Annotated in this window: 11 protein-coding genes and 1 tRNA gene; 7 read left to right on the top strand and 5 right to left on the bottom strand. The window is 64.3% G+C overall.

What is annotated here, in order from left to right:
* Positions 1-374: 374 nt before the first annotated feature.
* The gene (gene ppc, locus BLT08_RS04280) at positions 375-3,065 is read left to right on the top strand and encodes a phosphoenolpyruvate carboxylase (protein WP_090303526.1); all 2,691 of its coding nucleotides are present in this window, start codon (positions 375-377) and stop codon (positions 3,063-3,065) included.
* A gap of 24 nt (positions 3,066-3,089) precedes the next feature.
* Here the strand turns inward: ppc and BLT08_RS04275 are convergent, their stop codons facing one another.
* Complete coding sequence (locus BLT08_RS04275; RefSeq protein WP_090303525.1) at positions 3,090-3,629, bottom strand: DUF7097 family protein; 540 nt, start codon at positions 3,627-3,629, stop codon at positions 3,090-3,092.
* Positions 3,630-3,803: 174 nt separating this feature from the next.
* Between BLT08_RS04275 and BLT08_RS04270 the strand changes: the two genes are divergently transcribed.
* Positions 3,804-6,332 (top strand): methyl-accepting chemotaxis protein, encoded by a 2,529-nt coding sequence (locus BLT08_RS04270; protein WP_090303524.1) that lies wholly within the window; start codon positions 3,804-3,806, stop codon positions 6,330-6,332.
* A gap of 86 nt (positions 6,333-6,418) precedes the next feature.
* Positions 6,419-6,811 carry a DUF192 domain-containing protein gene (locus BLT08_RS04265; protein WP_090303523.1) on the top strand — a complete coding sequence of 131 codons (393 nt, stop codon included), beginning with the start codon at positions 6,419-6,421 and terminating at the stop codon, positions 6,809-6,811.
* Positions 6,812-6,824: 13 nt separating this feature from the next.
* On the opposite strand, the gene hpt is transcribed toward BLT08_RS04265, so the two are convergent.
* Positions 6,825-7,385, bottom strand: coding sequence for a hypoxanthine/guanine phosphoribosyltransferase (gene hpt / locus BLT08_RS04260; protein WP_090303522.1), 561 nt, complete (start codon positions 7,383-7,385; stop codon positions 6,825-6,827).
* Between the two features lie 245 nt (positions 7,386-7,630).
* Here hpt and BLT08_RS04255 point away from each other — a divergent pair, with 245 nt between their 5' ends.
* A complete protein-coding gene (locus BLT08_RS04255; protein ID WP_090303521.1) occupies positions 7,631-9,157 on the top strand; it encodes a (R)-citramalate synthase in 1,527 nt (508 codons plus the stop codon).
* Between the two features lie 59 nt (positions 9,158-9,216).
* On the opposite strand, the gene BLT08_RS04250 is transcribed toward BLT08_RS04255, so the two are convergent.
* Both BLT08_RS04250 and BLT08_RS04245 read right to left on the bottom strand, forming a co-directional pair.
* On the bottom strand, positions 9,217-9,420 hold the full coding sequence (locus BLT08_RS04250) for a hypothetical protein (RefSeq protein ID WP_090303520.1): 204 nt from the start codon (positions 9,418-9,420) through the stop codon (positions 9,217-9,219).
* Between the two features lie 55 nt (positions 9,421-9,475).
* A complete protein-coding gene (locus tag BLT08_RS04245; protein WP_090303519.1) occupies positions 9,476-11,119 on the bottom strand; it encodes a 4Fe-4S ferredoxin N-terminal domain-containing protein in 1,644 nt (547 codons plus the stop codon).
* 265 nt (positions 11,120-11,384) lie between these two features.
* Between BLT08_RS04245 and BLT08_RS04240 the strand changes: the two genes are divergently transcribed.
* Entirely contained in the window at positions 11,385-12,479 is a 1,095-nt protein-coding gene (locus BLT08_RS04240; protein ID WP_090303518.1) for a PAS domain-containing sensor histidine kinase, read from the top strand.
* A 75-nt stretch (positions 12,480-12,554) separates the two neighbouring features.
* Complete coding sequence (locus BLT08_RS04235) at positions 12,555-12,965, top strand: nuclear transport factor 2 family protein (protein WP_139171263.1); 411 nt, start codon at positions 12,555-12,557, stop codon at positions 12,963-12,965.
* A gap of 270 nt (positions 12,966-13,235) precedes the next feature.
* On the opposite strand, the gene BLT08_RS04230 is transcribed toward BLT08_RS04235, so the two are convergent.
* A tRNA-Ser gene (locus BLT08_RS04230) sits at positions 13,236-13,320 on the bottom strand.
* 117 nt (positions 13,321-13,437) lie between these two features.
* Here BLT08_RS04230 and BLT08_RS04225 point away from each other — a divergent pair.
* Positions 13,438-14,388, top strand: coding sequence for an AAA family ATPase (locus BLT08_RS04225; protein WP_090303516.1), 951 nt, complete (start codon positions 13,438-13,440; stop codon positions 14,386-14,388).
* Positions 14,389-14,433 lie beyond the last annotated feature (45 nt).

Genomic DNA, 14,433 nt, shown 5'->3' with positions numbered 1-14,433 from the left:
ACACGGAACGAGATCGACCTCGTCAATACGTCAAATAGGAAACTGATATTCGCCCGCGAGGAGTGCGCGCGCCAGTTCGATCTCATCAATTTCGTCGGAATGTCTATCATCATCGATCAAAATAATTGAATGACGGTCTCGCCGTGGGCTACTGTCGGACCCGATAAAAGTACTCGAATCCGAGTTGCTAATTCTCACATGAAACGCTACTGACCGGTCTACACCGAGGTGTGAGTACGTGACAGATTCTCGACTCGGTGATCGACCGATTTCACTCCAATCAGTCACCGTCAGTAACTATCACGGAAAAGGATGAAATGGGAGATAGCGAGCCTCCACGGGGGTTTTTGAGGTAGAAGCCGTACGCTCTTGGTATGCGACTTCACAACAGGGAGATCCGACAGGACGTCCGGGAGCTCGGTGCGTTGCTCGGCGACGTCTTGGAGGACCAGACCTCTCGACGAGCGTTCGAAACGGTCGAATCGTGTCGGCAGGCCGCGATCGATTACCGATCGGGCGAGCTCGACTCGCGCGATACGCTCATCGCGGACCTCCGCGGACTGTCGCCACACCACCAGCGAGTCGTCGCTCGGGGGTTCACAACCTACTTCGAACTGATCAACCTCGCCGAAGAGCGCGAGCGGGTGCGGACGATTCGAACGGAGTCCCACGAGGGGACCCTCGAGGACAGCCTCGAGACCGCGGCCGAAGAGCTGGGTAACAGCGACGTCGACACCGTCAGACAGGTCTTGGACGACGTGCTGATCGAACCGACGTTTACGGCCCACCCGACGGAAGCCCGACGCAAGACGGTCAAATCGAAGCTGCGAACGATCTCGACCGAACTCGAGACGCTCGACGAGCGGCTGCTGACCGAGAAGGAGGAGGGCCAGATCTGGCGGGATATCGACGCCGAAGTGACGAGTCTCTGGCAGACGCCGCAGGTCCGGAACCGCCAGCCCGAGCCCGAGGACGAGGCTCGAAACGTCCAGTGGTACCTCGAGAACACGCTGTTCGACGTCGTCGGCGAAGTGTACGACGAACTGGCGGACGCGATCGACGACGAAGTCGAAGGCGACCTCGAGATCCCCAAGCTGTTCGAGTTCCGATCGTGGGCGGGCAGCGACCGGGACGGAAACCCCTACGTCACCCCGGAGGTGACCGCGAACACGCTGGAACGCCAGCGCTCGGTGATCCTCGAAAAGTATCGCGAGGAGCTCAAACGGTTGTCGGGCGTCCTCAGTCAGGACGGGAGCCGGATCGACCCCGGCTCCGACTTCCTGGTCACGCTCGAGGACGATCGGGAGCGACTGCCCGGCAGCGCCCGAACCGCTGAGGAGCGCTACCCCGACGAGCCGTACCGACAGAAGCTCAAGCTGATGCGCGAGCGGCTCCAGCGCGTCGGCGACGTACGCCCAGGCGGCTACGACGAGGTCGACGACCTGCTCGACGACCTCGAGATCATCGCCCGGAGCCTCCGGAACAACGGCGCGGAGAGCGTCGCCGAGGCGCACGTGGACCCGATCCGGCGACAGGTCGCCACCTTCGGCTTCTCGCTCGCCAGTCTGGATCTTCGCGAACACCAGCAGAACCACACCGACGCCATCGCGGAGGCCCTCGATCGCGAGGGGATCGACTACCACGCTATGGACGAGGAAGAGCGTGCCGACCTGCTGACCGAGGCGATTCTCCAGGACGAACCCGTCGTCGACCTCTCCGAAACCGAGGGGCTCTCGGAATCGTCGACGAAGGTCCTCGACCTGTTCGCCAACCTCGGGGACTGGCAGACCGAGTACGGCGTCCACGCCATCGACACCTACGCCATCTCGATGACCGACGAACCCAGCCACGTCCTCGAGGTACTCTTCCTCGCCGACCAGGCCGGCGTGGTCTCCCTGCCCGAACACTGCGGACTCGACATCGTGCCGCTGCTCGAGACGGAGTACGCCCTCTCCGGCGCTCGCCGGATCATGGGGACCCTCTTCGAGAACGAGGCCTACGCACAGGCCCTCGAGGCACGGGGGCACACGCAGGAGATCATGCTGGGCTACTCCGACTCGAACAAGGAGAACGGCTTCCTCGCGGCGAACTGGTCGCTGTACAAGAACCAGCGCCGACTGGGCGAGATCTGCGACGATCACGACGTGACGATGCGGCTGTTCCACGGCCGCGGCGGCTCCATCTCCCGCGGCGGCGGTCCGATGAACGAGGCGCTGCTGGCGCTGCCGAACAGCACGGTCACAGGACAGGTCAAGTTCACCGAGCAGGGCGAGGCGATCGCCGAAAAGTACGCCAACCCGCGCATCGCCGAGCGCAACATCGAACAGATGGTCAACGCACAGCTTCGCGCGCGGCTGTACGCCAAAGAGCAGCCCGAAGAGGAGGTGCGCGACGAGTGGGTCGAGGCGATGGAGACCATGGCCGACGCCGCCCGTCGCGAGTACCGCGACCTCCTCGAGAGCGACGGCTTCGTCCGGTACTTCGAGCAGGCGACGCCGATCACGGTCATCGAGGATCTCGACCTGGGATCGCGCCCCGCCTCGCGCAGCGGCGAACGAACGGTCGAGGACCTGCGGGCGATCCCGTGGGTGTTCTCCTGGACGCAGTCTCGCTGTATCCTGCCGGGCTGGTACGCGCTCGCGACGGGCCTCGACGCCTACCTGGACGATGGCGGCTCGATAGACACCCTCCAGGAGATGTACGAGGAGTGGTCGTTCTTCCGAACCACGCTCGACAACGCCGCGCTCTCGCTGTCCCGGACCGAACTCGAAATCGCCGAACAGTACGCCGACCTGGCGAACGACGACCTTCGGAGTCGGTTCTTCCCGCGAGTGACCGGCGAGTACGAGCGAGCGACCGAGTTGATCACCACTATCGGTCAACGGGAGACCCTCCACACCCGCGACTGGCTCGGCGAGAACCTGGCGCGGCGCAACCCCTACGTCGATCCGCTGAACCTGCTGCAGGTGTACCTCCTCGATCGAACTCACCGAACCGACATCGAAGAACGAACGCTTCGGCTGACGGTCAAGGGGATCGCGGCCGGGATGAAGAACACCGGATAGCGAGCCGTCCGGTGGCCGCTTCTCTCAATCGGTGCCATCTTTATCGTCACCGTACCGTTCTGCAGCCGACTCGAAGCCCAGTTCGTCGTACTCGCGCCCCCGGCGCTGTTCGAGCGCGGCGATCGCGTCCGGCTCCGGCGCGGCGTCGTCGGTGATCCGGGCCCACGAGTTGTGGACCTTCGAGTGGCACCACCGACAGAGGTAGATCGTGATCTCGTGGGTCAGCTCCTCGCCGTTGCGGACGTACGAGAGGTGGTGTTCCTCGAGCAGCGGGCGCTCGTCGTCGTGGGCCATGCGCTTTTCCTCGAGTCCACAGCGGACGCACTCCCGATCGTGGTTTCGAGAGCGAAAGTGCGGGCAGTCGGCCCACGTCTCGTCGGTTTCGGGATCGACGACGGGACAGGCGTAGTCGTCGGCCGCGCGTTCACGGGCGAACTCCGGATCGTGTTCGTAGTGGTCGAACGCGTAGCGACACCGCCCCTCGCCGGTAAGATAGTCACAGACGCCTGCGAACTCGTACGGGTCGTCGACGCCGACGGACGTACCCTGGGGCGTTTTCTCCATGCCTCGAGTCAACGGTAGGGAACGAATCGGTTTGAATGCACCGAGCGGGGTTCGACACAACTGTCAACGGCACACCCTATTTGGCCATAACATTTTTCACTCCGTTCCTGTAGGCTGGCGAGATACTAGGTCAAACAGGAAGGTTTTTTGAATAATGATAACTGTTCTATCTCAATGCTCGATTCGATACGACGGATCGTCCCATCGACGATTCGACGAAGTTACGCACTGAAGTTCGGTATCGCCCTGTTACTACTCGGCCTCTCCGTCGGCGCGATCGGATTCGTCGCGACGGCCCAGATCACCGACAGCGTCGAAGAGAACGCGCTGGAAGACCAACAGTCGCTCGCCGCTCAGGAGGCGAACACGATCGACAACTGGGACGAGGAGAACGAACGACGGACTGCCAGTACGTCCGATACACCCGTCGTCGAATCGGGTGACGAAGAAGCGATCCAGTCCTATCTCTACGACCTCCAACTCGAGTTATCGGGACAGGTCGAAGCGATCCACTACGTCGACCAGGAGAGCCACGAACTGTTAGCGACGACGACGAGTGATGCGGCGACGCTCGAAGATGTCGAGTTCCCCGAGCCACACCGAATCGATTCGGAAATTTCGGCGTCGAACGTCGAACGAACGGAGCCGTACGCCGTCGACGACACGCCGGTCGTCTCGTACTATATCAGCACGGGTGGCCAGGACGACACGGCGATCGTCGTGTCGTTCGAACTCGAGCACGTGATGACGGATCTCGGTGCGACGGTCGAGGGCGAACGATCGACGGTCGTCGTCGATCGCGAGGGACAGATCATTCTCGACGACAGACTCACCGGAAGCGGCGCGGACGGATTACAGGATGGGTTCGTCGACTCCGGATTCCAGACCGCCTACGCGGACGAGCACCCACTTTTGGACGAGGCGCTGGCCGGTGAGAACGCGACTCACTCGGGGTCGATGACGTTCGACGAGCCACCAGTCAGTGCGCTTCAGTCCTCGCCACACGACTTCGATCCGGACGGCTACGTTGCGGCGTACCACGGGACCGAAACGGGATGGGTCGTACTCTCTCACACGTCGACTGAGGAGGCCTACGGCTTCGTTAACTCGGTCAACCAGTACGGAACGATGGCCACGCTGGGTGGCGTCCTCCTGATCGGTCTCGTCGGTGCCGTGATCGGCCGCAGTACGGCGACGTCGATCGACCGACTGACCGACAAGGTCGGTCAGATGGAGGAGGGTGATCTCGATGTCGAGTTCGAGACCAAGCGGATCGACAATATCGGCCGACTCTACGACGGCTTCGGCTCGATGCGCGACGAACTGAAACTGCAGATCACGGAAGCCGAGGACGCGAGGGCCGACGCCGAGCGCGAACGCGAACGCGTCGAGCGGATCAACGACGATCTCAAGCAGGCAGCGACGACGTACTGCGGGGTGATGGAAGACGCTGCGGACGGCGACCTCACCGTTCGGATGGATCCGAACGCCTCGGATAACGAGACCATGGAAGCGATCGCGGTCGACTTCAACGAGATGCTCACCGAGATCGAAGCGACCGTCGAGCACCTCAACCGGTTCGCGACCGACGTCGCGACCGCCAGCGAGCAGGTCACGGCCTCGAGCGAGGAGGTCAGATCCGCGAGCGAACAGGTCAGCGCGTCGGTTCAGGAGATCTCCGACGGCGCGGACCAGCAGTACGAGTCGCTACGGTCGGTCGACGCGGAGATGAACAACCTCTCGACGACGACCGAAGAGATCGCCGCCTCCTCGAACGAGGTCGCGGACGTCGCCGAGCGAACCGCCCAGACCGGCCGCGACGGGCGAAAGAAACTCGACGACGCCATCGAGGCCTGTGAGGAACTCGAGCGGGATCGCGACGCCGTCGTCGAGGAGTTCGACCAACTCCGTGACGAGGTCGCGACGGTCGACGAGTTGATCGACCGGATCGCCGAGATCGCCGAGCAGACGAACATGCTCGCGCTCAACGCCAACATCGAGGCCTCCAGATCCGCCGCGGGCGACGACGGCGGGTTCGCAGCGGTCGCAGCCGAAGTCAAGGAGCTCTCCCAGGACGTCAAGACGGCCACCGACGAGATCAGCGCCCGACTCGAGGAGATCCAGGACCAGACCGAGCGGTCGGCCGAGGAGGTCGACCAGACCAGCGAGGAGATCGAGGAGGTCAACGAACTCGTGACGAACGCCGGCTCCGCACTCGAGGAGATCGCGGAGTACGCACAGAAGACGAACGACGGCGTGCAGTCGATCTCGGCGGCAACCGAGGAGCAGGCCGCATCGACCCAGGAGGTCGTCGCGATGGTCGACGAGGTGGCGACGATCTCCGAGGAGACCACCGCCGAAGCCGAGAACGTCGCCGCGTCCGCCGAGGAACAGACGTCCGCGCTATCGGAGGTCTCCGAATCGGCCGACGATCTCTCCCAACAGGCGGTGACGCTCTCGGAGGCGCTCGACCGGTTCGAAACCGATACCGACGGCAGCGCCTCGGGTATCGAACTCGAGTCCCTCGAGACCGCCACCGGCGCTGCCGTCGTCGGCGACGCTCCGACTCCGGATGGAGACGCTGTCGAACGCGACGAAGACGCCGGTGAGGACACCTTCTCGTTCGGCGAGGAGACGGTTGAGACGGACGCGAACGCGTCCGAGGAGTCGGCCGAGGACGACTCCTTCTCGTTCGACGAGTAGCTCGACGGCTGAGCGAGCGTCGGCGAATCGGTCCGCGTTCGACGCCAGCGAGAAGATTTTTGCTATTCGCCCCCGGAGCCGAGAGCGTGCAGCTGGTTCACCACTCGACAGTCGGACGCGGTGACGATTTGGAGGCGGAGACCGACCCCGTGAGCCACGAGGACGTGCTGGCGACGGACGTCGAACTCGCGGAATCGATCGTGAGCCAGACCCGCGGGCTGATGTTTCGTCGATCCTTTCCGGACGACTCCGCGCTCGTGTTCCGGTTCGACACGGCCAAGACGCGCGACGTGCACATGCTGTTCGTCTTCTTCCCCATCGACGCCGTCTGGGTCGTCGACGACGTCGTCCAACGCGTCGAGCGACTGCGGCCGTGGCGGAGCTTCGCCCGCGAGCAGTGCGACCTGCTCGTCGAACTCCCAGCCGGAGCCGCGGCGAACGTCGAGGCTGGTGACAAACTCGTTCTCGCCGAACAGTGATCTCGACCGGTGTTCAGTCGACGATCTCGACTGCTCCGTCCCGAACCCGGACGTCGAGCAGGCTCGTCACGTCGCGCGAGACGTCCTCGTGGTCGACGTCGATCCGTCGAAGAACGGTCACGACGTCGACGATTTCGGCACCCACGGACTCGAGCGCCCCGCAGACGGCGTCGATCGTTCCGCCGGAGGAGAGCACGTCGTCGACGACGACCACGCGATCGCCAGCGTCGACGCCGTTCAAGAAGAGTTCATCCTCGCCGTAACTGGTCTCCTGGTGGACGGCGACCTCGTCGGGGAAGCCGTAGGAGCGCTTGCGGACGACGACCAGGGGGACGTCGGTCGCGAGCGAGAGCGCCGTCCCGTGGTGAATGCCCATCGCTTCCGGCGCGACGAGCGTGTCGACGGACTCGAGGTCGACACGCTCGCGGATGCCCTCGGCGATCGCCCGCAACACCGACGGGTCGACCGGCGGGACGCCGTCGGTGACGCCGTGGACGAAGTATTCGTAGCCGTCTCTGTCGACGACCGGGGCCTCGCGAAGCGAGCGCGCGAGCGGCTCCAGAGTTGAATCCATACTCGAGTGGGGGTACGACGGGGAGGTGGATGGGTGTTCGGGTCGGCGTTACGTCTCGACTCCGTGGACGACCCGCTCGCAGGTTGTACCGTGACCGGCGGAGTTAAGTCGCCGTGATTCGATAGGGGGAGATACAATGGCACGAGATACCTTCTCAACGCCGGAGTCCGAGGATAGAGGAAGTCGGGGCAACCCGGCTGGGCGTGAAATTCAGCGATGAAAGCCACCACTCTTCACTCCTACCTGTGACTCACTCCGCCGAGCAGACGATCTCTCCGGACCGTACCGTCCGCCTTCTCGACACGACGCTTCGCGACGGCGAGCAAGCGCCGGGCGTCTCGCTTTCGCCCGACGAGAAAGTCGAAATCGCGCGTGCACTCGAGCGCGCCGGCGTGTCGGTCATCGAGGCCGGCAGCGCCTGTACCGGGGCGGGCGAGCGTCAGGCTATTTCCCGCGTCACTGACCTCGGCCTCGACGCCCGCGTCACCAGTTTCTGTCGCGGGATCCGGACCGACATCGACCTCGCGCTCGACTGCGACGTCGACGGCATCCACCTCGTCGTCCCCTCGAGCGACCGTCACGTCGAGGGGAAGGTCGGCACCTCCCGCGAGGACAACCTCGCGAAGACCGCCGAGCTCGTCGAGTACGCCGCCGGCCACGACCTCTGGGTCGAGGTCATCGGCGAAGACGGCTCCCGGGCCGACCTCGACTACCTCGAGGAGCTCATGGGAACCTCCCTCGACGCCGGAGCGGACCGGGTCTGTTTCGCCGACACCGTCGGCCACACGGGTCCCGAACGAACCGCCGAGGCAGTCTCCCGACTCGCCGAACTGGGGCCGGTCAGCGCCCACACCCACGACGATCTGGGACTGGGCGTCGCGAACGCCCTGTCGGCCGTCTCCGCCGGCGCCGACCTCGTTCACTGCACCGTCAACGGCCTCGGCGAGCGCGCCGGCAACGTCGCCTTAGAGGAGGTCGCGATCGCACTCTCTCACGTCTACGACGTCGAGACGCTCGAGCTCGAGGAGCTGTACGGTCTCGCACAGACCGTCTCCCGAGCGACGGGAATTCAACTGGCGCCGAACAAGGCCGTCATCGGCGAGAACGCCTTCACCCACGAGAGCGGGATCCACACCGACGGCACGCTCAAGGACGACAAGATGTACGAGCCCTACGCGCCCGAGACGGTCGGGCGGGAACGACGGCTCGCACTCGGCAAACACACCGGGCGTGCCGGCGTTCAGGCGACGCTCGAAGAACACGGCGTCGAGGCCGACGACGACGCCGTCGCCGAAATAGCGACCCGCGTCACCGAACTCGGCGACCGCGGCCGACGGGTGACGGACGCCGATCTGCTCGCCATCGCGGAGGACGTCACGGGCGACGACCGCGAACGCGTGGTCGAACTGCTCGACCTCACCGCGACGAGCGGCGGGGCCGTTCCGACCGCGAGCATCCGACTCGCCGTCGGCGGCGAGGAGCGCGTCGCCAGCGGCACCGGCTCCGGTCCGGTCGACGCCGCCGTCTCCGCCGTTCGCGAGGCGCTCGGCTCGATGGCCGACGCCGAACTCGACTCCTACCACGTCGACGCCGTGACGGGCGGCACCGACGCCGTCGTCACGGTCGAGGTGACGATGGTTCGCAACGATCGCTCGGTCACCGTCGCTCGCAGCGAGGCCGACATCACGCGGGCGAGTGTGGAGGCGATGGTCGACGCACTCGATCGACTCCTCGCAGCCGATCCGCAGCCGCTTACACCGGCGGACGACTGACGAGCGGCGAGCGATTCGACGCGATCGGCGTTTTCGGGATGACTGACGCTTCCCGCTGATTACTCTTGGTTAGGCATCAGCCGCCCGTGGATGTTCCAGGGATCGAACAGGTAGACGACGGCGAGAAACAGTGCGACGATCACGACGAACAGCCGTGCGAACCCGTCGACCGTCGACGGAATCCCCGGCTCGAGCGTGATCGCCATCAACGCCGCGACCCCGATCCAGAGGCTGCCGACGATCACCCGCTGACGAACGTTCATACGTGGACGTTCGAGCCAGTCGTAATGAAGCCGGCGAGTCGAGTCGCCGGATCGATCAGAGCGACGGGCCGTCGATGCCGACGGTTCCCTCGTCGAGGACGTCCTTTCGGTCGTCCGTCTGACCGACGTCGGCGTAGCTCACCGGTCCCTCGACCTGGTGAGCGTTCGGTCCCGGCTCGTTGCCGAGATAGACGACGTTCGGATCCGTCCCGATTCCCTCGAGCAACTTGAACTTCGAGTCGGGGTCGCCGGCGAACGTGTCGAGTCGCTCCTGTGCGAGCGCCTCGCTTGCTCCCTCGAACTCCTCGTCATCGTCCGGCTCCTCGGCGAAATCGAGTTCGATCAGGAGTTCCTCGTCCTCGAGGTCGAGGCCGTGATCCACCAACACTTCGACCAGTTCGAGTGCGTCGGCTTCCTGTTCGACGAGACTACTGTTCTCCTCGGTTTCGAGTTGCTCCTCGTCGCTCAGTATCGCGATCGCCAGCAGGTTCCCGATCATCTCCTCGTCGAGATCCTCGACAGCGTCGACGATGGACTCGAGGTCGTCGTCCTCGCCGTCGAGTGCTTCCTCGAGGTCCTCCGGGCTGGGCAGGTCGCCGGCGGTGCGGACGAGGGTTCGGCTCTTGGCGGTGTTTTCGATGTAGCGTTGCGGGTCGCTGTTCGGATCGTTCATGTTGCCGAACTGGATCACTTCGGGCGGACAGGCGTCCTCGCAGGCGGTCGTCCCGACCATCTCGTCGCCCAGGTTGCCGTCCTGTCGGGTCGGACAGAACGTACACTTCTCCATGACGCCGCGCGGGCCGCGGGCGCTGACGGGACGGTCGCGTTCGTCGTAGACGTGGTCCTCGTCGAGTTCGTCGTCGCCGACCTCCGGATTCTCCCACTGGAAGTAGTTGACCCCGTACGGGCAGGCAACCTGACAGTAGCGACAGCCGATACAGACGTCGTAGTCGGTCAGGACGAGGCCGTCCGAGTCGCGGGTGTGACGAGCCGTCGTCGGGCACACCTTCTCGCAGGGAGCGTCGGTACAGTGTTGACAGGGTCGGATCAGATACTCGAAGTCCTCCGTCGACTCGAAGTCGTCGGCGTCGGGCGACGAGACGGTGTCGTCCTCGTACGCGAGGACGTACATCCAGTTCGCCCCCTGATCCCAGTCGTGCTCTTCAGCGCAGGCGACGACACAGGAGAGACAGCCGTCGCAGTGCTCGAGGTCCAGCGCCATCCCCCACTGAACGCCCTCGCCGTTCGTATCGTCCGGCTCGTCCGCCTCCTGGTCCTCGTCTTGGAGGAATGCGGAATCGGTGCCGCCGCTGTTGGTTGCGCCCCACGCTCCGAGCCCCACGGCCCCGACACCCCCCATTTTCTTCATCACGTTTCGTCGGGAGTCCTCGCCGACGCCGAACCGCGAGAGCGTCTCCTCGAACCGCCCGTCCTCCTCCCGAGCGGCCTCGATCTCGTCGGCCATCGGCCGGCTATCCTCGCCGAACTCCTCGACGACGTCGTCGTGGTACCGATCGTAGAATTCTTCCTCAGAGAGCTCCCCCTCCGTGACGCGCATGGCGTCTTTCGCCATCTCCATCCCCAGCTCCGCGTCGTACTCGGTGTCCTCGAGTGCGTCCTCGAGGCCGTCCTGCCACGATTCTCCGAGTGGATGGAACGGCTCCTCCTCGTCGCGCTCATCGCTGTCGTCGAAACTCATCGCGCCACCTCGCCCCGACGAGCGGCGCGGTAGATGCGGTCCGTGTCCATTGTTAGATACTGACACTGTAGCTAACAGGCAGATATCGATAAACGGGATGCTTGCGACTGACATGCATCTCTCCACTGTCGCCGATCACCAGGGTTGCAGTCAGATACTGGTCGACGGCCGACAGTGGTACCTGTAGCGAGCCACGGTATCCGAAATCGTGCCACCACAACCTGCCGGGAACAACGTTATTTCCGTCGGTCGACTGGACCCGTCTATGCACTCTCGAGAGCCGGAGGCTCTCGTTCCTGCGGCAGTTGATACCCTCCCGATCAACTTCGCGATTCTCGACGACGAGGGAACGATCCTGCATACGAACCGCGCGTGGCGGGAGTTCGGCGACGCGAACGATCTCGAACTCTCGGCGGACGCGATCGGGACGAACTATCTCGAGGTCACCGCGCAAGCGGAGACGGAGACCGCACGGGCGGTTGCCGCGGGCTTATCCGAAATCCTCGCGGGCGAACGGGACCTGTTCGAGTTCGAGTACCCGTGTCACTCTCCCGACGAGCGACGGTGGTTCCTCATGCGGGCAGCACCCTTTACCGACGGCGGGCAACGATACGTCGCCGTCGCCCACTTCGATATCACCGAGCGCCACGAGTATCAGCGTCAACTGGAGGCGTCCAACGAGCGCTTGGAGCAGTTCGCGTACGCCGTCTCTCACGACCTCCAGGAGCCGTTGCGAATGGTCACGAGCTACCTCGGGCTCCTCGAGCGCCGATACGCCGACGAACTCGACGAGGACGCCGACGAGTTCATCGAGTACGCCGTCGACGGAGCCGAGCGGATGAGAGCGATGATCGACGGGCTCCTCGAGTACTCGCGAATCGATACGAGGGGCGACTCCTTCGACCCGGTCGACCTCGACGCCGTGCTCGAGGACGTCCTGATGGATCTCGAGAGACGAATCGAGGACACCGACGCGGAGATCACCAGCGAGCCGTTACCGATCGTCGCGGGCGACGCCAGCCAGCTCCGCCAGCTGTTCCAGAACCTGCTGGACAACGCCATCGAGTACCGAGGCGAGGGGCCGCCTCGAGTGACGATTTCGGCCACGCGCGACGAAGACGAGTGGACCGTCTCGGTCAACGACGAGGGAATCGGGATCGACTCCGAAGACGAAGATCGGGTGTTCGAGGTGTTCCAGCGGCTGCACAGCCGGGAGGAACACCCTGGAACGGGGATCGGACTCGCGCTCTGTAAACGGATCGTCGAACGACACGGCGGCGAGATTTGGATCGACTCCGGTCCGAACGGCGGATCGACGTTCTCGTTCACGCTCCCCGCCGCAGACGAACCTACCGATTGAAACTCGTACCGCGTCTCACGACTCACTCACTGTTCGCCACCTCGGGTTTATCACCGCCGCCGGTGGAGAGTCTCCGTGTCACAAAGTACCAAACACGTCGTGGATCGGTTCCTGCGGGCGATGAACGATCACGACCTCGACGAACTGATCTCGTGTTTCCACGAGGACTATCGGAGCGAAACGCCCGCCCATCCCGAACGATCGTTCACCGGGCGCGCGCAGGTTCGGGCGAACTGGGTACAGCTGTTCGAGACCACCCCCGATCTGGCGGTCGAGTTTTCGCGAACGATGATCGACGACGACACTGCCTGGATAGAGCTGCGAATGCACGGTACACAGACGGACGAGGAACTGGACGTTCGCGGGGTCGTCATCAAGGGAATCTCCGGAGACCGCATTCAGTGGGGTCGAATTTACCTGGAGCCCGTTCAGCAATCGGCGGACGTGACGTGGGAAGCCATCTACGCCGGTCAGGAGGATGGGTGATCGGGCGGGGGTCCCTCGAGCGGGCGGATAGAACTCGCGAGAACGGGACGCGTCGCGTTGTCATCGGACTCGAGGGCCGAATCGTGATTCTCGAGCGCTTCGGATCGTGATCGCTACACCGTTCTGTGAATCTGCCGAGAGGGAGATTTGAACAACGCGAAGACGGTCGCTCCCGTCGGTCGCGCTGCGTCTTCTCTCGTTCAAACTCCCTGTGCGAGTTTCCAGCAGCACGAACGGCTCGCTCCGCTCGCCGTATTGTGCTGCTGAAAACGCCGAGAGGGAGATTTGAACTCCCGAGTCCGTGAGGACAGTAGATTTCGAATCTACCGCCTTGGCCGGGCTAGGCTATCTCGGCTCATCCTTACTTACCCGGGAGACGTTTTTACCCGTTTCGATTTTTCCGCCTGAATGTGAGTCGCTCTCGTCCCTCGAGAGCGAAATCCATTTGACACGAGTCTGCGACTCGTAAACCATGAACGGAACTCAGGCGACCGCCGACTGCGAGGCCGTCCTCGAGGCGATCGGCGACGCCGTCATCTGTGACCGCGCCTTTCTCGAGGAGATCCTGCTCGGCGTCGTCGGCCGCGGCCACGTGCTCGTCGAGGACGTACCAGGAACGGGGAAGACGCTGACGGCCCGAACCGTCGCGAGCGCGCTGGGGCTCTCGTTTTCGCGGATCCAGTTCACGCCCGATCTGCTCCCGTCGGACGTCACCGGCACGCACATCTTCAACGAACAGGACCGCGAGTTCGAGTTCTCGGCGGGCCCGATCTTCGCCAACATCGTGCTGGCCGACGAGATCAACCGCGCGCCGCCGAAAACGCAGGCCGCGCTGCTCGAGGCCATGGAGGAGGGACAGGTAACCGTCGACGGCGAGACCCGCCCGCTCCCGGATCCGTTCTTCGTCATCGCAACGCAGAACCCCGTCGAGCAGGAGGGGACGTTCCCCCTGCCGGAAGCCCAGGTCGACCGCTTCCTCGTGAAGACGGCGATGGGGTATCCCGACGCGGACGGCGAGGTCGAACTGCTCCGCCGCCGGGCAAGTCGCGAGACCGGCAGTCCGTCGGTCGATCCCGTCCTCGAGCCCGAGCAGGTTTCGCAGTTACGACAGGTACCCGAAACGGTTCGGGTGGACGAGGATCTGCTCGAGTACATCGCGACGCTGTCGCGAGAGACCAGAACCGACGGTCGCGTCGAGACCGGCGTCTCCCCGCGCGGAACCCAACGGCTGTTCGAGGCGGCCCGCGCGTACGCCGTCGTCACGGGCCGGGAGTACGTCACCCCCGACGACATCAAGCGCGTCGCGAAGCCGGTGCTGGCGCATCGACTGGTGCTGACGCCCGACGCGACGGTCAACGACGCCGACAAGGGGCGGATCGTCGAGCGCGTCCTCGAGTCGGTGCCGGTGCCGACGATCGACTGACTGTTGCGGTTCTGTTCGACCGAAAGTGGTAGCGTCGAGAGCGCG

The sequence above is a fragment of the Natronorubrum texcoconense genome, assembly GCF_900100335.1.
GTDB lineage: Archaea > Halobacteriota > Halobacteria > Halobacteriales > Natrialbaceae > Natronorubrum > Natronorubrum texcoconense.
The sequence above is the reverse complement of the archived record's forward strand: the minus strand, read 5'-3'. Positions and strand labels throughout refer to the sequence as shown.

Excerpts from the sequence above, each read along its gene's own strand:
- ppc (WP_090303526.1), top strand. The coding sequence starts at position 375 with ATGCGACTTCACAACAGGGAGATCCGACAGGACGTCCGGGAGCTCGGT.
- BLT08_RS04275 (WP_090303525.1), bottom strand. The coding sequence starts at position 3,629 with ATGGAGAAAACGCCCCAGGGTACGTCCGTCGGCGTCGACGACCCGTAC.
- BLT08_RS04270 (WP_090303524.1), top strand. The coding sequence starts at position 3,804 with ATGCTCGATTCGATACGACGGATCGTCCCATCGACGATTCGACGAAGT.
- hpt (WP_090303522.1), bottom strand. The coding sequence starts at position 7,385 with ATGGATTCAACTCTGGAGCCGCTCGCGCGCTCGCTTCGCGAGGCCCCG.
- BLT08_RS04250 (WP_090303520.1), bottom strand. The coding sequence starts at position 9,420 with ATGAACGTTCGTCAGCGGGTGATCGTCGGCAGCCTCTGGATCGGGGTC.
- BLT08_RS04245 (WP_090303519.1), bottom strand. The coding sequence starts at position 11,119 with ATGAGTTTCGACGACAGCGATGAGCGCGACGAGGAGGAGCCGTTCCAT.
- BLT08_RS04240 (WP_090303518.1), top strand. The coding sequence starts at position 11,385 with ATGCACTCTCGAGAGCCGGAGGCTCTCGTTCCTGCGGCAGTTGATACC.
- BLT08_RS04225 (WP_090303516.1), top strand. The coding sequence starts at position 13,438 with ATGAACGGAACTCAGGCGACCGCCGACTGCGAGGCCGTCCTCGAGGCG.